The 21548-nt window shown below is 67.0% G+C and carries 21 protein-coding genes and 4 tRNA genes; 6 read left to right on the top strand and 19 right to left on the bottom strand.

The features are described 5' to 3' along the window. The 6 genes from VFW04_19390 to cysS all read right to left on the bottom strand — a co-directional run. A partial coding sequence (locus tag VFW04_19390) for a GTP-binding protein (GenBank protein ID HEX5181501.1) occupies positions 1-131 on the bottom strand: 131 nt, incomplete at its 3' end. Positions 132-233: 102 nt separating this feature from the next. Beyond that, a tRNA-Thr gene (locus VFW04_19385) sits at positions 234-306 on the bottom strand. A gap of 76 nt (positions 307-382) precedes the next feature. Continuing rightward, positions 383-455: transfer RNA gene (locus VFW04_19380), tRNA-Gly, on the bottom strand. 97 nt (positions 456-552) lie between these two features. Beyond that, positions 553-636 (bottom strand) — tRNA-Tyr (locus VFW04_19375). A gap of 62 nt (positions 637-698) precedes the next feature. Continuing rightward, positions 699-771 (bottom strand) — tRNA-Thr (locus VFW04_19370). A gap of 79 nt (positions 772-850) precedes the next feature. After that, entirely contained in the window at positions 851-2266 is a 1416-nt protein-coding gene (cysS, locus tag VFW04_19365; GenBank protein ID HEX5181500.1) for a cysteine--tRNA ligase, read from the bottom strand. A 212-nt stretch (positions 2267-2478) separates the two neighbouring features. Between cysS and VFW04_19360 the strand changes: the two genes are divergently transcribed. Then, positions 2479-2691, top strand: coding sequence for a hypothetical protein (locus tag VFW04_19360; protein ID HEX5181499.1), 213 nt, complete (start codon positions 2479-2481; stop codon positions 2689-2691). 21 nt (positions 2692-2712) lie between these two features. On the opposite strand, the gene VFW04_19355 is transcribed toward VFW04_19360, so the two are convergent. From VFW04_19355 to VFW04_19310, 10 genes are all read right to left on the bottom strand, one after another. After that, positions 2713-3315, bottom strand: a complete 603-nt coding sequence (locus VFW04_19355; protein ID HEX5181498.1) for an ATP-binding cassette domain-containing protein — start codon at positions 3313-3315, stop codon at positions 2713-2715. Between the two features lie 96 nt (positions 3316-3411). Beyond that, positions 3412-4497: a DUF1611 domain-containing protein gene (locus VFW04_19350; protein HEX5181497.1), complete on the bottom strand. Its 1086-nt coding sequence runs from the start codon at positions 4495-4497 to the stop codon at positions 3412-3414. Between the two features lie 9 nt (positions 4498-4506). Then, positions 4507-5736, bottom strand: coding sequence for an AI-2E family transporter (locus VFW04_19345; GenBank protein HEX5181496.1), 1230 nt, complete (start codon positions 5734-5736; stop codon positions 4507-4509). Next, positions 5733-6545 carry a PspA/IM30 family protein gene (locus VFW04_19340; GenBank protein HEX5181495.1) on the bottom strand — a complete coding sequence of 271 codons (813 nt, stop codon included), beginning with the start codon at positions 6543-6545 and terminating at the stop codon, positions 5733-5735. Before VFW04_19340 ends, VFW04_19345 begins: the two co-directional genes overlap by 4 nt. Positions 6546-6548: 3 nt before the next feature. Then, positions 6549-6953: a YbjN domain-containing protein gene (locus VFW04_19335; protein HEX5181494.1), complete on the bottom strand. Its 405-nt coding sequence runs from the start codon at positions 6951-6953 to the stop codon at positions 6549-6551. A 189-nt stretch (positions 6954-7142) separates the two neighbouring features. After that, positions 7143-8027, bottom strand: coding sequence for an L-serine ammonia-lyase, iron-sulfur-dependent, subunit alpha (sdaAA, locus tag VFW04_19330; protein ID HEX5181493.1), 885 nt, complete (start codon positions 8025-8027; stop codon positions 7143-7145). A 4-nt stretch (positions 8028-8031) separates the two neighbouring features. Continuing rightward, a complete protein-coding gene (sdaAB, locus tag VFW04_19325; protein HEX5181492.1) occupies positions 8032-8700 on the bottom strand; it encodes an L-serine ammonia-lyase, iron-sulfur-dependent subunit beta in 669 nt (222 codons plus the stop codon). Between the two features lie 67 nt (positions 8701-8767). After that, positions 8768-11686, bottom strand: coding sequence for an excinuclease ABC subunit UvrA (gene uvrA, locus VFW04_19320; GenBank protein HEX5181491.1), 2919 nt, complete (start codon positions 11684-11686; stop codon positions 8768-8770). A gap of 69 nt (positions 11687-11755) precedes the next feature. Further along, positions 11756-14452 (bottom strand): ABC transporter permease, encoded by a 2697-nt coding sequence (locus VFW04_19315; protein ID HEX5181490.1) that lies wholly within the window; start codon positions 14450-14452, stop codon positions 11756-11758. 39 nt (positions 14453-14491) lie between these two features. Then, a complete protein-coding gene (locus VFW04_19310; GenBank protein HEX5181489.1) occupies positions 14492-14827 on the bottom strand; it encodes a PadR family transcriptional regulator in 336 nt (111 codons plus the stop codon). Positions 14828-15085: 258 nt separating this feature from the next. Between VFW04_19310 and cutA the strand changes: the two genes are divergently transcribed. From cutA to VFW04_19285, 5 genes are read left to right on the top strand one after another with little or no spacing between them, the layout of a single operon-like run. Next, positions 15086-15412, top strand: coding sequence for a divalent-cation tolerance protein CutA (gene cutA, locus VFW04_19305; GenBank protein HEX5181488.1), 327 nt, complete (start codon positions 15086-15088; stop codon positions 15410-15412). Next, positions 15409-15948, top strand: a complete 540-nt coding sequence (locus tag VFW04_19300) for a macro domain-containing protein (GenBank protein HEX5181487.1) — start codon at positions 15409-15411, stop codon at positions 15946-15948. The genes cutA and VFW04_19300 overlap by 4 nt, the downstream gene beginning before the upstream one ends. After that, entirely contained in the window at positions 15945-16802 is an 858-nt protein-coding gene (locus VFW04_19295; protein ID HEX5181486.1) for a hypothetical protein, read from the top strand. The genes VFW04_19300 and VFW04_19295 overlap by 4 nt, the downstream gene beginning before the upstream one ends. Then, entirely contained in the window at positions 16799-17560 is a 762-nt protein-coding gene (locus VFW04_19290) for an ABC transporter ATP-binding protein (GenBank protein ID HEX5181485.1), read from the top strand. The genes VFW04_19295 and VFW04_19290 overlap by 4 nt, the downstream gene beginning before the upstream one ends. Next, the gene (locus VFW04_19285; protein HEX5181484.1) at positions 17553-19268 is read left to right on the top strand and encodes a hypothetical protein; all 1716 of its coding nucleotides are present in this window, start codon (positions 17553-17555) and stop codon (positions 19266-19268) included. The genes VFW04_19290 and VFW04_19285 overlap by 8 nt, the downstream gene beginning before the upstream one ends. Positions 19269-19280: 12 nt before the next feature. On the opposite strand, the gene VFW04_19280 is transcribed toward VFW04_19285, so the two are convergent. The 3 genes from VFW04_19280 to VFW04_19270 form a co-directional block, all read right to left on the bottom strand. Then, positions 19281-19757: a zinc ribbon domain-containing protein gene (locus VFW04_19280; protein HEX5181483.1), complete on the bottom strand. Its 477-nt coding sequence runs from the start codon at positions 19755-19757 to the stop codon at positions 19281-19283. After that, positions 19754-20347, bottom strand: a complete 594-nt coding sequence (locus VFW04_19275) for a cytochrome c-type biogenesis protein CcmH (protein ID HEX5181482.1) — start codon at positions 20345-20347, stop codon at positions 19754-19756. The genes VFW04_19280 and VFW04_19275 overlap by 4 nt, the downstream gene beginning before the upstream one ends. Beyond that, positions 20347-21548, bottom strand: a 1202-nt coding sequence (locus VFW04_19270; protein HEX5181481.1) for a cytochrome c-type biogenesis CcmF C-terminal domain-containing protein, incomplete at its 5' end; no start/stop codon positions are given. The genes VFW04_19270 and VFW04_19275, both read right to left, overlap by 1 nt.

The following is a 21548-nucleotide window of genomic DNA, read 5'->3' as shown; positions in this document are numbered from 1 at the left end:
AACTGCGCCAACCCCTTCTTCGCCTGGATCGCCGTGATCGCCGCCGTCAACGTCGTCTTCCCGTGGTCCACGTGCCCAATCGTCCCCACGTTCACATGCGGCTTCGTCCGCTCAAACTTTGCCTTGGCCATGGCTGCGTTCTCTGCTCGTCGTTGGTGTTCGCCTAACGGTAAACTCGTCCATCTCCTGCATCGGGACAGCTCGGGCTGTCCACTGCTCTCGGTCGGTGATCAAGCTCGCGATCGGGATTGAACCGATGACCTCACCCTTACCAAGGGTGTGCTCTACCAACTGAGCTACGCGAGCGGTGTTCGCTCCGGCGCGATTCGTTGATCCTGCTGACGGCGTGCCCCGTACATCGCCCTCCACGCAACCACCCAGGAGCGGGAGACGGGGCTCGAACCCGCGACATCAAGCTTGGAAGGCTTGCGCTCTACCAGCTGAGCTACTCCCGCACTACCCGACTCATCTTGCCTAACGACCGAAGACGCGAGCGGCGAACCGTATCCCATCCCCGGCACTGCCTCGAGAGCGACCAACTGCATCACCCAGTGGTGGGGGAAGGATTCGAACCTTCGTAGGCGTTAAGCCGGCAGATTTACAGTCTGCTCCCGTTGGCCGCTTGGGTACCCCACCGTGCCCGCTCGCAGCCGCATGGACCGATGTCGCAATCATCTCACGACGCGCTGACGCTCCAGAGCTGACGGCGAGAATCGAACTCGCAACCGCCTGATTACAAATCAGGTGCTCTGCCAATTGAGCTACGTCAGCACACGGCCTTTTTGCGCGAGACATGTAGCATACTCACCGCTCGAAAAGCAGTCAAGCGCGAGGGGTGAGCTATCTCTCGTTACCGCACCCTCTTCCACTTGGTGCCGAGCGGTGTGTCTTCGATGGCGATGCCACGCGCTTCGATCTCCCGGCGGATACTGTCGGCGGTGTTGAAATCTCGCCGTGCGCGCGCCTGTTCTCGCGCGGAAATCTTGGATGCGACCCAGCCTTCGAGGTCCGGATCTACGGACGGCGCATCCGGAACGATGTCGAGGACGCCGTTGACCATCGCGAACGCGGACCGGGCCCTGTCGAGCGCCGTCTTGTCGTTCCCATGTGCCTGGTCGAGCTCGCTGTTCGCTCGGCGAATGAAGTCGAAGAGTGCGGCGAGGGCCTGTGGCGCGTTGAGGTCGTCGAAGAGTGCCGCTTTGGCGTCGCGTTCGAGTGTGTCCGCTGCTTCGCCGAGACCGGGCGTACCCGACGTGGCCGCCGAGAGGCGGCCGGCGAATTCGCCGACCCTGCGGACTGCGCGCTGGGACGCCTCGAGGGCTTCTTCGGTGAGGTTGAGCTGCTGCCGATAGCGCACCGAGAACACGAAGTGACGGAGTGCCGCGGCGCCGACGCCGGCGTCTCGTAAATCGGCGACGCTCATGACGTTTCCGACGCGCTTGGCCATTTTCTCGCCGTCGGTGAGCAAGAATTCGCCATGGCACCAGAACCGGCTGAAGGTGACGCCGGTCGCGCCTTCGGACTGGGCGATCTCATCTTCGTGGTGCGGAAAGATGAGGTCGACGCCGCCGCCATGGATGTCGAGCGTGTCGCCCAAGTATTTCCTGGCCATGGCCGAGCACTCGAGGTGCCAACCAGGGCGACCGCGACCCCATGGGGAGTCCCATGCGGCTTGGGTTCGCTCGTCTTCGGGTTTGGCGGCTTTCCAGAGCGCGAAGTCGCGAACGTCTTCTTTGTTATAGTCGTCGGCGATGACTCGAGCGCCTGGGCGAATGGTGCGGGTGTCGAGTCGCGACAGACGGCCGTAACTCGGGAATCGTGCGATGGCGAAGTAGACCGAGCGATCATCCGCCTGATAGGCAAGTCCTTTTTCGACGAGCTGCTGCACGAGGGCGATCATTTCACCGATGTGCTCGGTTGCCTTGGGGTACATCTCTGCGGGCTCGATGCGGAGAAATTCGCGGTCGTGCTGAAAGATGTCGGTGACGGGTTCTGTGACTTCCGAGATCGTTTTCCCCGACGAGTCGGCGCGGGCGATGATCTTGTCGTCGACATCAGTGATGTTCATGACTTGGTAGACCTGCCAGCCTGCGAGGCGCAGCGTGCGGCGCAGAAGGTCTTCGAACAAAAACGTACGAAAATTGCCGAGGTGGGCTGGGTTGTAGACGGTGGGACCGCAGGTATACATGCGGACGGTACGACCGTCTTGCGGCGCGAAGGGTTCCGCGCTGCGGGACATAGTATTGTAGAGACGGAAGTCGGGCATGCTCTCGAGTTGCAAGAGACCGGCGGGGCGTCGAGCGGGCAAGCTAGGCGGCGCGGGGAAGTCGGTCAACGGAACGCGGCTTTGTAAGGCGGCCAACGGGCTGCCGTACAACATTCTCCACGCATCATGCAGGGGCGTGACCAGAGGGCCGGATGTCGCGAGCGTTCGTGAATGAGGATGCCGCTGGCGGAGGTCCACGCAGGCGCTTCGACTTGCCGCCGAGGGGTGACGCATCGTTCGCGGCGGCCGCGGCGGATGTGCTGTTGCGGGCATCGCTGGATGGTGAGACAGCGAGCGCGGAAGAGGCGACCGGCTATTACTGGGGCGCCGACGCGCTGCGCGACGAGGTGGAGCGGATCCTGGCCCATGCGCGCGCCGAAGGTGATGATGCCCTCGCTCGCGCCGCCGAGCGATATCTGCGCTGAGGTCGGTCGCGGGGAGTGGCATCACAGTAGCCCTTCCCGCGCGTTCGGCTCCGCGACGCGCGCGGGGCTGCGCGTGCTCCGGTGCGGCTCGGGCCCCGATGTGCGGAGTGTCCCTTCGCGAAGCGTCATGATCCGGCCGGCCAGCGGCGCGAGGGCGTCGGCCTCGCGCTCTGCCAGCACGATGCTCATCCCGCGACTCGCCAGTTCGCCTAACAAGATGCGAGCGCCGCTGGACAAGTCGGCGAGCACGCTATCGAGCAGGAGCACCGGCGTCGCGGCGGCGAGAGCGCGAGCGAGGTGTTGGCTGGGGGAGAGGCGCGAGTTGCTCCACGAGACGGGACCGATGTAGGACGCCAGGCGTCCGGTCTGCGATCCGCACACGCTGATGGTGCCGGCATCGGGTCGCAGGAGGCCAGCCAGACACAAGAGCAGTGTGGTTTTGCCGCTGCCGACGGCGCCGCAGAGGCCCACGATTTCTCCGGCGCGGACGCTCATCTCGATGCCGGTCAGCACGGCAACGCGGGCCTGGCACCCTTGGACGCCGGCGAGAAACGATTTGTGGAGTCCGCGGATGACCAACGCAAACTCGTACTGGGACGGTGCTGACGGTTGAATGCGAGACATCGGCCACCTGTGTATGCGACCACATGGGGCAGAGGCGCCGCCGGGCGCCGCCGCGAGAGTCAGGCGACAATCTCGCGGTGTGTTGGAGAGGAACCGTTAGCGAATTGCCGCGGCGCGTGGCGAAACATTGCGCGCGCGCTGCGCATGGAATGCGTCGATCGCCTGGACGATGGGCTCGCTGTCGAAGCGAACCGGGTCGGTGGCCGGCAAGCCGGTCTCATCGCGGGCGCGTGCGATCGCATCGCGGGCCGCTTGCTCCGACAGGTCGTACGTATTCAGGCAGACGGCGATGACCGGCGCGTGTCGCAACGCTCTGGTAATGGTATCGTGGATTGCGATGACGTCGCGAAGCGGCGGGATCTTGACCCACGGGTTATTGGTGATCGTGGTGCGAGATGGCTGCGTGCAGAGCACGAGCGCGTGGGGCAGCGATCCGTGCAACAGGCCTAACGTGACGCCGGAGTACCCCGGGTGGATGAGCGATCCCTGGCCTTCCACCAGCACGATCTCGGCGCCTTCGGCCGCCTCCACGACGAGCCGTTCGGCGGCGCCGGCGATGAAGTCGGCGATGACGGCGTCGACGGCGATGCCCCATCCTTCGATGAGGATGCCGGTTTGGCCGGTGCCGGCGAAGCGCACGGCGCGTCCGCGTTGGGCGAGCCCGTCGCGCAGCTGCAAGGCAGCGGTCATTTTGCCGATGTTGCAGTCGGAGCCCACGGTGAGGATGACCGTGGCGTCGACATCGCGCACCCGTCCGCCGGCGACGGGCAGGTCGTCCGGTGGCAGGCGGAGGTCGTGCAGCGTCACGCCGCGCGCGGCGGCACGGGCGGCGAATTCCTCGTCGTGGCTCAGGAACGTGTGCAGTCCGCTCCACACGTCGAGACCGGCGTCGATGGCGCCGAGGATGGTGGCACGCCAATCGTTAGGCAAGCGGCCGCCTTGCGGGGCGACGCCGATGAGGAGGGCGGTCGGCGAGCGCGCGAGTCCGTCGGCGAGGGCGCCCACCACGGGAATGCTGCCACCGAAGCCCAGCACGTCCTGGACGGTCTTGCCGGCGAAGCGCGAATCCAGCACAGCGGCGACGCGATCCGGGGTGTAGCGGATGCAGGAGTTGGCGGTCTTGGACGAGAGGGCGCCGAACTGGCCCTCGACGAGGATCAGGAAGCGAAGATCGGACGGCATCGGTGTAAGTTAGGCGACGCGCTTGGCCGCCGTCGATTCGGCGCGGGCGAGCACGTCGGGAGGGTTCGCGGGGATGACGACGTCGGTTTCGGGCGCGGGCGCTTTGACGATGAAGGCGCGATCGCGCACCAGCCGCCGGAATCCGTGGCCCTCGTAAATCCGGTTCATGAGCACCCGGCGTACGATGACGTCCACCAGCACCAGCGTGGGCACGGCCACGAGCAGCCCGACGGGTCCCAGCAGCTTCCCCATGATGAGCACGCTCAGGATGGTGAGCACCGGGGGGAGATTCACCTGGCGCTGCATGATGAGCGGGGAAACGAGATTGCCCTCGATGAGGTGGATGAACACGCCTAACCCAATGACGGCGAGCGCCCGGCCCGGCCCGCCGGAGGCGCCGAGGACGAACAGCGCCGGCAGGAGCGTCGAGGTGAGGGTGCCGAAGAACGGCACGATGGCCGCCACGCCGGCGAAGAGCCCGAACGTGAGCCAGTAAGGGACGCCTAACGCCCACAGGCCGATGGTCGTCAGGACGCCGAGGAGCGTCATCGAGGCCAGCTGCCCGACGATCCAGGAGCGCAGCGTGCGCGACAGGTCCGCCAGCACGTTGCGCACGAGATCGCGGTGCAGCGGCGGGAAGAGCGCGATGAGGTACTCGCGGTACAGCCCCGGGTGCAGCGTGAGGTACACGCCCATGATCGCGACGGACACGATCTCGATCGTGAAGCCTAACGCACCGAAGAGTTTGGGCAGCACGTCGGTGAAGTAGCGCGACGTCTGGTCGTACACGGCGAGCAGCACGCGGTGCTGGCCGGGATTCCACAACGAGCGGAGCGCCGGATTGCGCGCCAGCGCCTGATCGATCGCGCTGTCCCAGCGGAGAATCGTGTCCGGCAGGACCTTGACCAGCGCTTGCGTCTGCTCGACGATCGGCGGCACGAGCAGCCACAGGAAGCCGACGAACACGGCCAGCGAACCGACGATGCCTAACGCTACGGCGGCGCGGCGCGGCCATCCGAAGCGGCGCTGGATGCCATCGGCCACCGCGCCGAGGTACAGCGACAGGAGGACGGCGATAAAGAGCAGGAGGAACAGCTCGGCCGTCGAGTAGAGCAGCAAGAGCGCGAGCAGCGTGATGACGGTGCCCGCGAGAATGGGGGCAAAACGGAATCGCGACGACCCGCTCGCCCCCACTGCACTCGTACCGCCGGTACCACCGCCAGCCGATGCCGCGCTCACGCCGGTTTCTTGCCCTCCCCGGGTGCGCCGCTGTGATCGTCTTCGATTTCCGCGTGCACCGTTTCTTCGGCCGGCCGATTGTTGCCGCCGGTGCCGAGCTGCTTGTTCTGCGCCGGCGCGCCCTGCGGCAGCATGCCCATCTTTTGCTTGAGCGCGAGGAGTTGCGCGTCGGCGTTGTTGGTCACCGCGCCCTTCTCGAGCACCTTGAAGTCTTTCGTTAGGCGGTCGCCGCTGAACTCTTCATCGATCTCGGCGTTGGCCAGCATGCGGCGCTCGTTGTCTTCGATTTTTGCTTCCATCCGCTCGAACGCCTCGAACGCAGACTTCTCCGACATCGACGACATCGTCTGCTGGATCTGTTTCTGCGCCTCGGCCCGCTTCTGCCGCGCGATGAGCAGGTTCTTCTTGCGCTTGGCCTCTTCGATTTTGTCGTTGAGATCACGGAGCGAATTCTTGAGCTTCTCCGTCTCCGCTTGATGCGCCTGCCAGGTCGCCTCCAACTGCTGCGCGTGCGACGAGTGCTCGTTCTGGCGCAGCAGCGCCTGCTTGGCGAGATCGTCTCGGCCTTCCTGCACGGCGAGCATGGCGCGCCGCTCCCACTCCTGCCCTTCCTTATATTCGCTGTCGACCTGATCGCGCAAACGGCGCTCGTCAGCGATCGCCGCCGCCACTTGCTGCTTGGCCTTGGCGAGCTGCGAACGCATGTCGATCAAAATCTGATTCAACATCTTCTCGGGGTTTTCCGCCGAGGAGATGAGATCGTTGATGTTGGATTTGATCAGCGATGAAAGACGGTCGAAAAGACCCATGGTTCACCGATCCTCTCGGTACGGCGCGAGCTCGCGCAGGTGGGACGCCAGCGCAAGCGTCATGGATTCGTATGCCGCGAGAAATTCCTCGTAATCCAGGTGCGACAGCTCCATTGCTTCGGTGAGCACGACTGCATCGCCTTCGATGCCGTACGAGCCGTGCACCAACTCGCTGGCGTTGAGCTCGAGCAGGCGGCGCGACAGCGTTGCGCCCGCGTGCGCGTTCTTCGGCAGGTCCATCACTTTCATGCGAAGCAAGAGCACCGGTGGGGAGTAGTGGACCACCACATCGGCGTCGAGCTCGCCGCCGGGACGCACGATCCACATGCCCGGATGAATCTCCGCGTGGGTCGCACCATCTATTCCTAGGCGGTCGAGGAAGTCTTCGATCTCTTCTTTGGTGACCATGGGCCGTTGACTCGGGGTCGTGGGACGGAGTCTGGCAGCGCGAGCACCGTGCACCGTGATGCCTGTTCGCAACGCGGACATGGGCTCCGTCTCTTCCACCGTACGCAGACTGCGCGAACGACGTTTCACACGAAGTCCATCCCCTAGGCGGGAAGATACTTGCATCGCCGACCCGCCAACAGACGCCGATCAGTGGGTCGAGCGGCGAATCTGTACGAGACGCTCGCGGGCGAGTCGGCGGCCGGTAGGCGTCGCGGCGAGCCCGCCGCCCGCGGTCTCGCGGTAACGCACGTCCATCGCGCGTCCGATCTCGCCCATGGTGTCGATGACTTCATCGACGGGAATCGCGAACGTGATGCCAGCCAGCGCCATCTCGATGCCGGCGAGCGCGATGGCGGATCCCGTCGCATTCCGAAAAACGCAGGGGAGCTCGACGAGTCCGCCCAACGGATCGCACACCAAGCCGAGCATGCCTTGCAGAGTGAGCGCGACACCGTGTCCGACCTGGACGGGGGTGCCGCCGAGCAGTTCGACGCCCGACCCGGCGGCCATCGCGGCGGCCGCTCCGGTTTCGGCCTGGCATCCGCCTTCCGCTCCGGAAAGCGACGCGCGCTCAGCGATGACGGCGCCGATGAGGCCAGCGGTGGCGAGCGCGTTCACGACGCGCGCGTCGTCGAGTCCACGCGCATCGGCGAGGCCCGTGAGCACCGCAGGGAGGACGCCCGCACCCCCTGCGGTGGGCGCGGCGACGATGACGCCCATGGCCGCATTCACTTCCTGCACGGCCAGCGCGCGCGCCAGTATCTCATGGAAGGCCGTGTTGGCCAGCGGCCCGTCGCGGCTCGTGCGCAACTTTGCGGCGTCGCCGCCGACGAGCCCGGAGGCGGAGTGCAGATCGCCTTCCAGACCACGCGACACGGCGCCGCGCATGACGCGGAGCGCGCGCTCGAGGGCGGCGAGAATGTCGGCGCGATCCCGTCCCTGATCTTTCGCCTCGGCCTCGAGCGCGACGTCGGCGAGCGACATGCGGCGCGATCCGGCGGCGTGGATTGCATCGGCGAGCGACCGGAACATTGGGTTAGGCTCCGACCTTCTCCAGCGCGCGCACCCAGCGCACCCACTCGAGTGCGCCGATGCGGCTCGTCGCATCGGCGCTCGGCGCGTCGTCGAGCTCGATGACCATGAACGCGTCGCCGCCGCGCTCCTTTCGCGTCACGCGCATGGTCGCGAGGTTGATGCGCTCCTCCGCCAGGACGCCGGCGATGCGCGCCACGGATCCCGGGCGGTCTTCGGCGACGAGCACGAGTGTGGGCAGGCTGCCGGAGATGTCGACGGGGAAGCCGTCGACCTCGGTGAGGCGGATGCGGCCGGCGCCTAACGACGACCCGACGACGACGACCTCGAAGCCGGCGTGGAGCGCGGTGATGCGCGTGGTGTTGGGGTGCGCGTCGTCGTCGAGCGACGTTTTCTCGAACGCATAGTCGAGGCCTTCGCGCTCCATGATGTCGAGGGCGTCGCGCAGGCGCTCGTCGTCGGGGCGCATGCCTAACAGGCCGCCGGCGATCGCTTTGTCGGTGCCGTGGCCTTCGCCGGTGCGGGCGAACGAGCCGTGGAGCTCGATGCGCGCGCGTTCGGGCGTGCCGCCGACGAGCATCCGGGTGAGCAGTCCGATGCGGCAGGCCCCCGCCGTGTGCGACGACGACGGGCCGACCATGATCGGGCCGATGATGTCCAGGATCGAAACCATTACGCGATGGCAGCGCTCATCGGCGCTCGGCTCCGGAATCCGGAATCGGGAACGGAGCGCGCGACGATCATTGATGCGCCGTCTCCGCCTCCACGCGACGAGCCCGCGTGCGCGCGGCCAGAGGTTTCGCCGGCTGCGCCAGGACTCTGCGAAGGAAATCGCCGGTCGACGAGCCCGGCGTTTTCGCGACGGCCTCCGGCGTCCCCGTGGCGATGATCCGTCCTCCGTTGGCGCCGCCTTCCGGACCGAGGTCGATGATCCAGTCGGCGGTCTTGATCACGTCGAGGTTGTGTTCGATCACGAGGACCGTGTTGCCCTTGTCGACCAGGCGATGCAGCACGCGCAGCAGAAGACGGACGTCCTCGAAGTGGAGTCCGGTGGTGGGCTCATCGAGGATATAGAATGTGCGGCCCGTGTCGCGCTTGGAGAGCTCGGTGGCCAGCTTGACGCGCTGGGCCTCGCCGCCCGAGAGGGTGGTGGCGCTCTGCCCCAGATGCACGTACCCGAGGCCGACGTCGACGAGCGTTTCGAGCTTCTGCCTAACGCGCGGCTGGTTGGCGAAAAACGTGGCCGCGTCTTCGACCGTCATGTCGAGCACGTCGGCGATGGACGCGCCGCGGAAGCGGACCTCGAGCGTCTCCCGATTGTAGCGCTTGCCCTTGCACACCTCGCACGGGACGTAGACGTCCGGAAGGAAGTGCATCTCGATTTTCACCAGGCCGTCGCCCTCACACGCCTCGCAGCGCCCGCCTTTCACGTTGAACGAGAACCGTCCCGGTCCGTAGCCGCGGATCTTGGCGTCGGGCAGCTCGGCGAACAGCTCGCGGATCGGTGTGAACAGGCCGGTGTAGGTTGCCGGATTGCTTCGCGGCGTGCGGCCGATGGGACTCTGGTCGATGTCGATGACCTTGTCGATGTGCTCGAGTCCCAGGATGCGGTCGTGCTCGCCGGGGATGAGCCGCGCGCGATAGAAGTGGCGCGCGAGCGACCGGTGGACGATGTCTTCGACGAGCGTGGACTTGCCGGACCCCGACACGCCGGTGACGGCGACGAACAGGCCTAACGGGAAGTCGACGGTCAGGTTGGCCAGGTTGTGTGCGCGCGCGCCCTCGACGCGCAGCGCTCGACCACGCTGGGGCGCACGGCGCTCGTCGGGTGCGGGCACGTCGATGCGCAGCTCGCCGCTCAGGTAGCGGCCGGTGAGCGACGCGGGATTGTGCGCGACTTCGTCCACCGTGCCTTGCGCGACGACCTCGCCGCCGTGGCGGCCGGCGCCGGGACCCAGGTCGATCAGGTGATCGGCCTCGCGCATCGTTTCTTCGTCGTGCTCGACCACGATCACCGTGTTGCCGAGGTCGCGCAGCTGGCGCAGCGTCGCGAGGAGCCGCGCGTTGTCGCGCTGGTGCAGACCGATCGACGGCTCGTCCAGGATGTAGAGCACGCCGACCAACCGCGACCCGATCTGCGTTGCCAACCGAATGCGTTGGGCCTCGCCGCCCGACAACGATTCGGCGGACCGACTGAGCGTGAGATAGTCGAGCCCGACGTCGGCAAGGAACCGCAGCCGCTCCTTCACTTCCTTGAGGATCGGTCCGGCGATGGAGGCATCGAGCCCCGGCTTTCCGTTAGACCGGAGCGGTTGCGACTCGAAGAACCGCAGCGCCGCGGTGACCGACAGTTCGACCAGCTCGCCGATGTTCTTGCCGCCCACGGTGACCGCGAGCGACTCGGGTTTGAGGCGACGGCCGCCGCACGCAGTGCACGGGGCTTCGACCATGAACTCTTCGAGCTCCACGCGCACGGCATCCGACGTCGTTTCGCGATAGCGGCGCTGCACGAGCGAGAGCACGCCTTCCCACGCGCCCTGGTATTCGCCGTGGAATCGCTCGGTGTCGAGACGGAACGTGGTCTTGCGCCCCGCGGTGCCGTGCAGAATCACCTCGCGCACCTTCGGCGGCAGCTCGCCCCACGGCGCGTTGAGATCGAATTTGTATTGTTTGGCGAGGGCGGGGAGCATCGACTTGCGCAAATGGCCCGTCGGCTCGCCCCACGGAAGAATGACGCCCTCGAGGATCGAGATGCGCGGATCGCCGAGGATGAGCTCTTCGGTCACCTCGCGGCGCGTGCCTAACCCACCGCATTCGGGACAGGCGCCGAACGGCGAGTTGAACGAGAACTGTCGCGGCTCGAGCTCGGTGAGCGAGATGCCGCATTCGGGGCACCCGTACCGCTCGGAGAAAATCTGCGACGCCGGCGAGCCCTCGCCGCCGTGGCGGGCCACTTCGACGAGCCCGTCGGCCAGCTTGAGCGCGGTCTCGAGCGAGTCCGTTAGGCGGCCGCGATCCTCCTCGCGCACCGCCAGGCGGTCGACGATCACCGAGATGCTGTGGTTCTGCGTCTTGGCCAGCTTGGGCGGGCTCGCGAGCTCGATGAGTTTGCCGTCGATCATCGCCCGCACGAATCCCTGCTTGCGCGCCGATTCGAGCAGATCGCGGAACTCGCCCTTGCGCCCGCGCACGAGCGGCGCCAGCACCTCGATGCGCGTGTTGGCCGGCCACGTCAGAATCGTATCCGCGATCTGCGTCGCGCTCTGGCGCTCGACCGCCCGCCCGCAATTCGGACAGTGCGGGGTTCCGGCGCGGGCATAGAGCAGACGCAGATAATCGTAGATCTCGGTGACCGTGCCGACCGTCGACCGGGGATTGTGCCCCGCCGACTTCTGCTCGATCGAGATCGCCGGCGACAACCCTTCGATCGCGTCGACGTCCGGCTTCTCCATGAGGCCCAAGAACTGTCGCGCGTACGCCGACAGCGACTCGACGTAGCGCCGCTGACCTTCGGCGTAAATCGTGTCGAACGCCAGCGACGACTTCCCCGAGCCCGAGAGACCGGTGATCACCGTCAATCGGTCGCGGGGAATCGCGATGTCGATGTTCTTGAGATTGTGTTCGCGCGCGCCGCGAACGATCAGCCGCTCTTCGGGCATAACCCGTGAAAAGTGACCGTCCGCAAGCCGCGTTACAAGCGGCGGGTCATTCGCCCGGCCTGCGGGCGGTCATTCCTCTCGCAGCGCCTCCGTCGGGTCGGTTCGAGCGGCGCGCCAGGCCGGCAGCATCGTGGCAACGAGCGCCGTGCAGGCCAGGACCAGGACCGCGCCAATGAGCGTGCGAAGGTCCTGCGGCGCGACGCCATACAACAACGACGACACGAGATGGGAACCGCCAAGCGAGAGTATTGCTCCCGCGAGGATCCCGGCGGCCACAATCCCTCCCGCGTCGCGAAGCACGAGGCGCACGACGTCGCGCCACGCGGCGCCAAGCGCCATGCGAATCCCGATCTCGTTGCGGCGACGCGCGACGTCATAGGCGAGCGTGCCGTAGAGGCCAACCACAGCGAGCACGAGCGCGAGGGCGCCAAAGAAGCCGGACAGCGTGGCCAGGAGGCGGGGGCGTGCCAGCGTTGCCTCGACCTGCGCCGAGAGCGTGGTGGCGTCGAGCTCGATGGTCGGGCTCACACCGACAATGGCGTCGCGCGCCGCCGGCAAGATGGTCGACATGGGCAGGTCGCTGCGCAGCTCGTAATTCCACTGCGTCCAACCCCGGATGCCGCTTTTGGCGCCTAACGGAAGATACACGATCGGCTGCGTCGTCTCGTCGAGTGTGTTGTACTTGCTGTCGCCAACGACGCCGACGATCTCGTACGGCGCCGACGCCGAGTCTGCCACGGGCCTCCGAAACGTGCGGCCGATTGGGTTGTCCACACCGAAGAAGTGACGCGCCATGGTGCGCGTGACGATCGCCGGCGTGGTCGGAGCGTCGCCGTCCCCTTCGCGGAACGTGCGGCCCGACAGAAGCCGCATGCCCATCGTCGAGAAGAATCCCCCGCCCACCTCATTGAAATAGGAGAGCGAGTCCTTGTTATCGTGCGCGGAATAGCCGGGCGTCAGCACGAAATCGTTCCAGCCCGCTCCGCTCATCGGCGTGAACGCGGACTGACTCACGCTCTTCACGCCGGGAATCGCGGCGAGTCGTTCCAGCACTTCACGCTCCATGACGGGCTCTCGCGCCGTATCGGACGCCACGTGGGCGAAATCGGTCTGGACGATGTAGACGCCATCGCGACGGAACCCGGGGTCCACCGCGTCGAGATTGCGGAAGGTCGCGAGCAGGAGACCCGCTCCCGTGACCAGCGCCAACGAGAGTGCGAGTTGCGCCGCGACGAGCGGCCGGCTGATGCGCTGGCGGCGACTGCCGGTCACGCTCCGACCGCCGGACTTCATCATGATCTGTGGATCGACGCGCGTCGCGCGCCATGCGGGCAGCAGACCGAAGAACGCCGCCGTGACTAACGCAGCCACGATCGTGAAGCCGAGCACGCGCCAATCGATCGACAGATCCAGCAGCGCGGGTTCGCGCCGCGTGGAGATCCACGCCACGATCACGCGGTCCGCCCAGTGCGCGAAGACCGCGCCCAACGCGGCGCCGATCAGCGCGAGCAGCACGCTCTCGCTCAACAGCTGGCGGAGGACGCGCGAGCGCCCTGCACCGAGCGACAGACGGATCGCGATCTCGCGTTGCCGCACTGCGCCGCGCGCCAGCAGCAAGTTCGCGATGTTCACGCAGGCAATCATCAACACGACGCCGACAGCCGCCATGAGCAGCCATAACGGGTGTGCGTACTGATTGCGCAGCTCGGACAGACCACCGGCGGCCGGACGTGCGCCGAACACCTGGGACAGATAGTGCGTTTGACTCGCCTTCGACCAATCGGCTGGAAGCGTCGCCTGGAAGATGCCCGGCGCGGCTGCGGATAGCCTGGCGCTCACCATCTCCGGCGTTAGGCCGGGCGCTCGGCCCATCACCTCGAGGTACCAGCGCGAGCGCTCATCGAGGGCGTGCGGCCCATCGAGCAGGTCGACGGTGCACAACGGCACGAACACATCGGCCTTGCGACCGACTTCGATGCCGAAGAAGCGCGGATCGGCGACGCCGACGACCGGCACCGGATGGCCGTCGAGGGACAACGTGCGCCCAACCGCACTTGCTGCGCCGCCGAGCTCCCGCTCGGCGAACCCGCCGCTCACGACGGCCACACCGGCGCATCCCCGCACGTCCTCGCTTGGGCCGAAGAGGCGTCCCGCGACTGCCTGCACACCGAGCACGTTGAAGAACGCGCCGCTCACCACCGCGCCGGTCGCGTGCCGCACAATGCCGCCGTTCGCCAGGTCGAAGGTCCGGTTGGCGTAGGCGAAGGAGCCGGACAACACGTGGGTGTGGTCTCGAATCTCCTCCCAAATCGGGTTGGTGAAGTACGGATCACCCTTCTCCGCCGCGTGCTTGGTGTCCCGGATGTCCAGGAGCACGAGCTGCTGCGGATCGCGCACGGGCAGCGACCGCAGGACCACGGTATTGGCGAGCGTGAAGATCGCGGTGTTGGCGCCGAGTCCTAACGCAAGCGAGATGACCGCAACGGTGGTGAAGCCCGGGTTGGCGACCAGCGCGCGCGCCGCGTAGCGGGTATCGGCGAGCAGCGACTCGAGCCATAGCACGACGTCGCGGTCGCGTGCGCGCTCGGTGTGGACGGTGCGGTTGCCGAAACGGCGACGGGCTTCGAGCGACGCGTCGTCCGCGGTCATCCCACGCGACGCGAGGTCATCGGCGCGCTCGGCGATGTGGAACGCCATCTCCCGATCGAGATCCCGCGAGAGCGCGCGACCGCGCACGGTATTGGTGAAGCGTTGGAACCATGACATGGGTCGCTCCGGTGTCTGCGGATCGGCAGTGTGGTCGGGTCAGGCGAACCGCAGGACGCGGCTCACGCCGTCCGTTAGGCGCTCCCAGCTCGCCTGCTCTTCGGCGAGCTGGCGGCGGCCGGCGGCGGTGATGGCGTAGAAGCGCGCCTGCCGGTTCTTCTCGGTGGTGCCCCAGCGGCCGCGGATCCAGCCCGCCTGCTCCATACGGTGCAGCGCCGGATACAGCGATCCCTCTTCGACGCGCAGGCGATCGGCGGATCCGCGCTGGATGTGCTGGGTGATCGCGTACCCGTGGAGCGCGCCGCGCACATCGAGCGTGCGCAGCACGAGGAGATCGAGGGTACCCTGGAGAACGTCGCTCTTGCTCGTCGGCACGCGTCACCTAACCTGCTAGGCATAGATGTCTAGGTGAAGATGGGGACGACCCGCGCCGGCGTCAAGAGCCCGCATCCCGCGGCGCGCGCGGGCCGCCGCGAGAATCGTGTAAGTCGTTTGCGGATCACGTGCTCGGTCGTCCTTAAGCGGACGTCCAACCGGTTCCGCGGTAGTCGAGACGGAAACCGCCTGGCCGCTTAGATTCCCGCACGGCGATACACTATCCTGCCGTCGTACCGTCTACTCCGTGAAACCAGCATGCCGCATCCGGACGCCCTGGTCGTGCTGACCACCGTCTCGAGCGACGACGACGCCGTGAGCCTGATCCGCGCGCTCCTCGACCGCCGGGTCGTCGCGTGCGGCACGCTTCTCCCCGGCGCTCGCTCGCTCTATCGGTGGGAAGGCAAGCTCGCTGACGAGCATGAAGTGGTCGTCGTTCTCAAGACGAGAGCCGATCGGCTCCCCGAGATCGAACGAGCGTTCGCCGAGCTCCATCCGTACAAGCTGCCCGAGCTCCTCGCGCTGCCCGTGGTTACCGGGCTCGACCGTTACCTCGCCTGGATCGGCGAGGAGACCTCGCCGTGACTGCCGGCGATCGAACGGCGGCGGCCGAGCGAACGATCGATGTGCGCGTCGAAGATCTCGCCTTCGTGACAGCCGACGCCATCGCCTGGCCCGTGACCGACGAGCTGCGCGCGACGACGCCGCTGCTGCGTCGCCTCGAGGAGGCCGGTGGGTCGCGACTCCGGCAACAGCTGACGGCGCATGACGCGCTGGCTGTCGGCTCGGCGGTCGTCACGGGCGCGGGCGATCTGTCGGTGGAGCTGCTGGTGAGTGCCGTGGTCTCGAGCGCCAGCGAGTCGGTCAGCGAAGGCGGGGTCCGTCGCGCGCTGCTCAGCGCGTTGCAGCGGGCGGCCGACTGGCAGATCGAGCACCTGGCGTTCGCGCCGTTCGGGTTAGGCGCGGGCAATCTCGTGCTGGAGGACAGCGCCGAGCTCATGGCGTCGGTGGCGGCGCAGCACGTCGCGCGCATGCGGTATCCGTCGCGCATTACCATCATCGTCGAGTCGCCGCTGGAGCTCGAGGTGTTTCAGTCGGCGCTCGCGAGGGCGGCGCGGTGATGCGGCCGCGCGTCATGGCAGCGGGCGCGATCCTGACGCTCTGGGCGGGCGGGCTGGTGACGTTGGCGCGGCGACAGTTCTCGGGCGGCGAGGCGGCGAAGTTGGCGCGCGCGGCGCTCTTCGTGTCACCGGGCGCCGACTATTACGAAGTGTCGGACGGGACGAGCCAGATCGGCTTCGCCTCGTCGACGATCGACACGTCCGAGACGCGCGTGCGCATCTCCGATGTCGTGGTTGCCAATGTGAGCGGGGGCGCGCGGTTCGCGGCGCGTCTCGAGGTATCGCTCACGCGGGCGCTGCGGCTGACCGGCTTCTGCTACGAGTTAGGCGCGGACGCGGGGCCGTACAAGGCGTGCGGCACGGTCGTGAACGACACGCTGTTGTCGCTCAGCATTTCGGCCAAGGATGCGCGGCCGGTCACGCGGCGCGTGAAACTGTCGGCTCCGCTGTTTCTGCCGACGATGGTGCCGATGGTCATTGCGTTAGGCGACCGGCCGAAGGTCGGGCAGCGCTTCACCTACGATGTGTTCGATCCGGCAACCGATTCCTCGTCGCTGACGACGATCGCGGTCACGGCCGAGTCGCTGTTCGTTCTGCCGGACAGTGCGACGTTCGACCGGACGGGGCGGCGCTGGATCGTCGCGCATCAGGATTCGGTGCACGCCTGGCACATCGAAGAGCAGAACGGCGGACGCCTCACGGGATGGATCGACGAGAGCGGCCGCATGGTGTGGGCCGATCCGATTCCGGGCATGCAGATGCGGCGGACGGCCTACGAGTTGGCGTACAGCAACTGGGCGCGCGCGACGCCGCGCGACGTCCGGGCGGACCCCACTCCTTCCACTACTCCATGATCCAGCTGCACGGACTCACGAAGCGATACGGCGCCTTCACGGCCGTGGACGCGCTCGACCTCGAGGTGCCGGCCGGCGAGCTGTTCGGCTTCCTCGGGCCTAACGGAGCGGGCAAGACGACCACGCTGCGCATGATTGCCGGCATCCTCCGTCCGACCAGCGGCACCGTCCGCATCGGCGGCATCGACATCACCGCCAACCCCACCGCGGCCAAGGCCAAGCTCGGCTACATCCCGGACCGGCCATTCATCTACGAGAAGTTGAGCGGCGCCGAGTTCCTGCGATTCGTCGCCGGGTTGTACAGCCAGGATGGCGCGGCCGTCGACCGGCGCATGGATGAGCTGCTCGCGCTGTTCGATCTGTCGGAGTGGAAGCACGAGCTGGTCGAGAGCTACAGCCACGGCATGCGGCAGAAGCTCATCATCGCCAGCGCGTTTCTGCACCGCCCCGAAGTGATCGTGGTGGACGAGCCGATGGTGGGACTCGATCCCAAGGCGTCGCGCATCCTCAAAGACCTGTTTCGCGAGTACACGCGGCGGGGACACACCATCCTCATGTCCACGCACACCCTCGAGATCGCCGAGGATGTGTGCGACCGCATCGCGATCATTCAGGGCGGACGCGTGCGGGCGTCGGGCACGGTGGCCGAGCTGATGGCGACCGCTGCCTCGTTAGGCCAGCACGATCTGGAGAGCTATTTCCTGCAGCTCACCGGCGAGCGCGCGGCGCGCGAGCTGGTCGAGGTGCTGGATGCCTGAGGCCGCGGCGAGCCAGGCGATCCCGTCGCCGACGCTCGCGCACGTGCTGTCGCCGAAGCTCCGCACGGTGCGGAACCGCCAGCGCGCGACCGCATCGGCGCGCGGCACGGCCTGGCGGTGGCTCTTGCTGGGCGTCATCGGCGTGGCGTTCTGGGCCGGCATCATGTTCGTGCTGGTGCGGCTGCTGCGGTACTTCAAGAACACGCCGGAAATCGGGGCGCTGCTGGCGGGCAAGCTGTTAGGCCTGGTGTTCCTCAGCTTCTTCGCGATCCTGCTGATTTCAAACATCATCACGGCGTTGTCGAGCTTCTTTCTGGCGCGCGACCTGGACATGCTCGCCTCGGCGCCGGTGGATTGGCTGACGCTCTACGGCGCGAAGCTGCTCGAGACGCTCGTCCATTCGAGCTGGATGGTCGTGCTGATGGCCGTGCCGATCCTCGCCGCCTACGGCTTCGTCTACGACGGCGGGGTGAGCTTCATCCTGCTCGCGTTAGGCACGATGCTGCCCTACCTGATCGTTCCGGCGGCGGTCGGCGCAGCCGTGACGCTGCTGCTCGTCAACGTCTTCCCGGCGCGCCGCACCAAGGATCTGCTCAGCGTCGTGACGCTCATCGCAGTGGGTGCGCTGGTGGTGCTGTTCCGGCTCCTGCGCCCGGAGCAGCTCGCCCGGCCCGAAGGCCTGCGGTCGCTGGTGGATTTCATCGCGCTCTTGCGGACACCGACGTCGCCCTTTCTGCCCAGCGACTGGGTGCAGCGCGCGATCATGACGGCGCTCACGGACCGGCTCGACGTCTTGCCGCTGTATCTGTTGTGGAGCACGGCGGCGGCCGCGGTGGTACTCGGCGCGATGCTCCACCGCGCGCTCTACGCCGGCGGATTTTCGAAGGCGCAGGAGAGCGCGCAACAGTGGGCGCGCACGGGCGTGCTCCCGCGCGCCGGCCGGCTGGCGCTCAGGCCGTTAGGCATTTTGCGCCGGGAGCTGGTGTGCAAGGAAGTGCGCGTCTTCTTTCGGGACACCACCCAATGGTCGCAGCTCATTCTGCTCGCCGTGCTCGTGGTGGTGTACGTGTTCAACGTGAAGTTCCTGCCGCTGCGGGGACAGGGCATCGGCTTCCTGCTCGTGAACGTGGTGCCGTTTCTCAATCTGGGGTTGTCGGGCTTCGTGCTCGCATCGATCGCGGCGCGGTTCATCTTCCCCTCGGTGAGCGTGGAGGGCCGCACGCTGTGGCTGCTCAAGTCGAGCCCGCTGCCGATGCGCGAGCTGCTGTGGTCCAAGTACTGGTGCGGCACGCTGCCCCTGCTCGGCTTGGCGCTGCTGATCGTCGGCGTGACCGATGCGCTGCTCCAGGTGAGCCCGTTCATCTTCGCCGTGTCCGTGTTCACGATCGCGTTCCTGACGTTCGCCGTCGCCGGCCTGGCGCTCGGGTTAGGCGCGATCTTCCCGCGCTACGAGTCGGAGAGCGCCGCGCAAATTCCGACCTCGTTCGGCGGCCTCGTGTTCATGTTGTCGTCGGCGGTGTTGATCGGCGCCGTGGTGCTGCTCGAGGCCCGGCCCGTCTACTCGTATCTGAGCCAGGAAGCGTTCGGCACGGTGGCCGATCCGACGGACATGGTCGTGGGCTTCTCGCTTGCGCTCGCGGTGTGCCTGGCGGGCACCTTCGTGCCGCTCTCGGTTGCCGTGTGGCGCCTCGAACGGCTGGAGCTGTAAGCCCGCAGGCCGTTAGGCCGCGAGCGTGGCGCCGCAGGCCGGACAGAAGCGCGCGCCGGGCTCCGTGACCTCCGCCCCGCAGCGCGCGCACGCCCCCGGCAGGAACCGGCCGCACGCCGAGCAGTAAATCGCATCGGCTTCCGGCCGCGGACCGCACGTGGCGCACGCCTTCCGCGGCGCGCGGTACGCCAGAATCATCGCTTCGACCTCGGCGTCGCTGACACTCGACGGCGCCGCGTCCTGCGCCCGGAGCGCGGCAAGCGCGTCGCGCGTGTACTCGGCTTTGAGCGCTGCGTAGTCGGAATCAGAGAGCTTCCCCGTTTCGCGGTCGAATTCGACTTCGCGCAGGGCGGCGATGGCATCGACCGGCGCGGGCGACGGGACTGCGTGCGGCGCGCCGGCGCCCGCGCGCGGCGCGACGAAGAGCGGCACGAGCACGAACGCGAGGGCGGCCAGGGCGAGCACCGTCCCCAGGACGAGCGCGATCATGCGTCGTCGCGCCGGACGAGCTGTTCGATGCGCGCCAGCTCGTCTGACGTCGCATTCACCGGCAGCTCGGTCACACGCTCCGGTTCGGCCGCGGGATGCCGCCAGCGCCGCAGCAGCGCGACCACTAGCGCGGTACCGCCGCCTAACGCAACGAACGGCATGAACCAGCCGGCCAGGTTGAAGCCGTGTTTCTCCGGCTCCATGAGCACCCGCTCGCCGTAGACGTTCACGAACGCCGCGATGATCTCGGAGCCGGAATAGCCGCCGGCGACCAGCGCCATCACGTCGCGGTGCATCGGCGGCGACACCTGGCACGAGAAGTCGGTGGTGCGACAGGTGAATATGTCCAGGTTGCATCCGCACTGGCAGTGGATCTTATGCTCCAGCGCGTCCCGTTGGACGTTGGTCATCGACGGACCGGTGCCGCGCGACGGAAGCTCCACCTTGTGATAGGCATTCTCGTTCATCGGCACGTTGGCCGTGCCCGTGTTCATGCCCTGCATGCCCTGCTGGGCCGGCAGCGCGCGGGCGAGCGATGCCGTCGCGATCCCTGCGCCTAACGAAGCGAGAAACTGCCGCCGGGTCGGCATCAGGACACCGCCTCTGCCTCGGCGCCCACGAATCCCGGCGCCAACGGGGCCACGTACCCCGCCTGCGCCCGGCGCCGTTCGGCCTGCGGCCACATCACGATCAAGCCGCCCAACGCCATGATCATCCCGCCATACCACACCCACCACACGAGCGGGTTGAACGTGATGCGCATCTCCGCCGTGTCCTCGCCGATCACGCCGGCGAGCACCGTGTACACATCCTCGTGCGGCTTGTCGAGAATTCCGACTTCCGTCGCCGGCTCGAACGTGGGGTTGCCCTGACTGTCGATGTACTGACGCTTCTCGCTCTTGATCATGCCCACGAACTTGCCGTTGCGCCGCGCCTCGAGCAGCACCGCGGTCGTGTGCCGGTTGAGCTCATCGTAGTCGGACACGCCCTGGCTCACGAACGTCCAATGATCGCCGAAGCCGTCTACCGCGGAAAACGTTTGCCCGGCGCGCAGCGTGACGTCGAATTCCTTCTTGAACGCGAGACCGGCGAACGCAGCGAACAGCACCACCACGCCGATGTGCACGATGTACCCGCCGTAGCGCCGGCGATTGCGCGCCACGAGACGGAAGAGCGCGATCACATACGGCTCGCCGTACATCCGGTGCCGCGCCGAGGTGCCCTTCTGGAATTCCTGCAGAATCGTGGCGAGCACGAATCCGCCCAACGCATACGACATCACGGAGTAGTAGGCGCGCATCCCGCCGGCCAGCAGCGCCACGCCCACGAGCACGCCGCAGATTACCGGGCCCGTGAACTGCCGGCGCAGGTTCCTAACGGAAGCCCGCCGCCACGCGATCAGCGGTCCGATCCCGGTGAGCGCGAGCAAGCCGAGGCCGAGCGGGATGTTCACCGAATTGAAAAACGGCGGACCCACAGTGATCTTCGTGCCGCGCACCGCCTCGCTCAGGATCGGGAACAGCGTCCCCCATAAAATCGAAAAGGCGATGCCGCACAACAGCAGGTTGTTGAACAGGAACGTCGCCTCGCGGCTCACCATGCTCTCCAGCTCCGCCGTGGCGCGGAGATCCGACAACCGCGTCGACACGAGATACGCCGTCACCGCAATCGCAATGACCAGGAAGCCGAGGAACCAATAGCCAACTTCGGATTGCGAGAACGCGTGCACGCTCGAGATCACACCGCTGCGCGTGATGAACGTGCCGAGGATGGAGAGCAGGAATGCCGAGA

Source organism: Gemmatimonadaceae bacterium (assembly GCA_036273715.1).
Lineage (GTDB): Bacteria > Gemmatimonadota > Gemmatimonadetes > Gemmatimonadales > Gemmatimonadaceae > JADGGM01.
The sequence above is the reverse complement of the archived record's forward strand: the minus strand, read 5'-3'. Positions and strand labels throughout refer to the sequence as shown.

Bases quoted from the DNA above. Each gene is read 5' to 3' on its own strand.
- VFW04_19290 (HEX5181485.1), top strand. From the start codon at position 16,799: ATGATCCAGCTGCACGGACTCACGAAGCGATACGGCGCCTTCACGGCC.
- VFW04_19315 (HEX5181490.1), bottom strand. From the start codon at position 14,452: ATGTCATGGTTCCAACGCTTCACCAATACCGTGCGCGGTCGCGCGCTC.
- VFW04_19340 (HEX5181495.1), bottom strand. From the start codon at position 6,545: ATGGGTCTTTTCGACCGTCTTTCATCGCTGATCAAATCCAACATCAAC.
- VFW04_19280 (HEX5181483.1), bottom strand. From the start codon at position 19,757: ATGATCGCGCTCGTCCTGGGGACGGTGCTCGCCCTGGCCGCCCTCGCG.
- VFW04_19285 (HEX5181484.1), top strand. From the start codon at position 17,553: ATGCCTGAGGCCGCGGCGAGCCAGGCGATCCCGTCGCCGACGCTCGCG.
- VFW04_19350 (HEX5181497.1), bottom strand. From the start codon at position 4,497: ATGCCGTCCGATCTTCGCTTCCTGATCCTCGTCGAGGGCCAGTTCGGC.
- cutA (HEX5181488.1), top strand. From the start codon at position 15,086: ATGCCGCATCCGGACGCCCTGGTCGTGCTGACCACCGTCTCGAGCGAC.
- VFW04_19275 (HEX5181482.1), bottom strand. From the start codon at position 20,347: ATGCCGACCCGGCGGCAGTTTCTCGCTTCGTTAGGCGCAGGGATCGCG.
- cysS (HEX5181500.1), bottom strand. From the start codon at position 2,266: ATGCCCGACTTCCGTCTCTACAATACTATGTCCCGCAGCGCGGAACCC.
- VFW04_19335 (HEX5181494.1), bottom strand. From the start codon at position 6,953: ATGGTCACCAAAGAAGAGATCGAAGACTTCCTCGACCGCCTAGGAATA.
- uvrA (HEX5181491.1), bottom strand. From the start codon at position 11,686: ATGCCCGAAGAGCGGCTGATCGTTCGCGGCGCGCGCGAACACAATCTC.
- VFW04_19355 (HEX5181498.1), bottom strand. From the start codon at position 3,315: ATGTCTCGCATTCAACCGTCAGCACCGTCCCAGTACGAGTTTGCGTTG.
- sdaAA (HEX5181493.1), bottom strand. From the start codon at position 8,027: ATGTTCCGGTCGCTCGCCGATGCAATCCACGCCGCCGGATCGCGCCGC.
- sdaAB (HEX5181492.1), bottom strand. From the start codon at position 8,700: ATGGTTTCGATCCTGGACATCATCGGCCCGATCATGGTCGGCCCGTCG.